Raw genomic sequence first — 848 nt, 5'->3', positions numbered from 1 at the left:
CTAGGGCGTGTCATCGCTTGAGCCAATCGAGGGCGGCTGCGAGGGAGAGGACGCCCATGAAGCTGACGGCAGTCTTCTCGTAGCGGGTGGCGATGGCGCGCCACTCTTTGAGCCTGGCCCAGAGGCGCTCGACCTGGTTACGGTTGTTGTAGATCCAATCCGGGCAGGTCACGGGCGCTTCGTGGCGCTGAGGCGGGATCGCAGGCCGAGCGCCCATATTCCAGATGTGTTCGCGAAAGACGTGGCTGGTGTAGCCGCGGTCCCCCACGACCCATTTGGGCACCCCCGGCAGTTGGTCGAGCAGGGGAACGGCGTGAGGGAGTTCATGGGCCTGACCGGGCGCCAGCCGGAAGGCGATGGCGCGGCCCTGCCCGTCGGCGATCACGCAAGCCTTGGTGCCGTACCCGCCACGCGAGCGGCCAACAGCTTCACGAGCGTCTCGCTCGGCTGCAGATCCCCCCTTTTGGCGGCTCCCGCCGCCTTTTGGTGCGCCCGAACGTTCGTGCCGTCGAGGAACACCATACCGAGTTGGACACCGCGCTCCTGCACGAGGTGAAGAAGCCGCTCCCAGACGCCGGCACGCGACCAGCGGATGAAGATCTGGGCAGCCCGCCACCAGGGTCCCAATTCCTCGGGAATGGCTCGCCATTTGGCTCCGTTCTGATGCCGCCAAAGGATGGCCGAGAGCGTGCGCTGCAGATCCTGAGGAGGCGTTTTGGCCTTGGGCCGGCAGGCTTCGACCAGGGGCTCCAGATCAGCCCATTGCGCGTCGCTCAGCATCGTCCCTCCTCCATCAGAGAGACGAAAACGCAAGCCCAGCCAATCTGTTCAGGCGACGACAGGCCCTA

At 65.8% G+C, this 848-nt stretch carries 1 protein-coding gene; it reads right to left on the bottom strand.

Going from position 1 to position 848, the window contains the following annotated elements:
• Positions 1-10 precede the first annotated feature (10 nt).
• Positions 11-780 (bottom strand): IS5 family transposase gene (locus FV222_RS27785; protein ID WP_147816383.1). Its coding sequence is split into 2 segments (ribosomal slippage): positions 11-465 and positions 465-780, totalling 771 coding nucleotides; the frame shifts between segments, so codons are not numbered across the junction.
• Between the last annotated feature and the right edge of the window lie 68 nt (positions 781-848).

Source organism: Methylobacterium sp. WL103 (genome assembly GCF_008039885.1).
Taxonomy (GTDB): domain Bacteria; phylum Pseudomonadota; class Alphaproteobacteria; order Rhizobiales; family Beijerinckiaceae; genus Methylobacterium; species Methylobacterium cerastii.
Note: the sequence above shows the minus strand (reverse complement) of the source record. Positions and strands in the feature narration are given on the sequence as shown.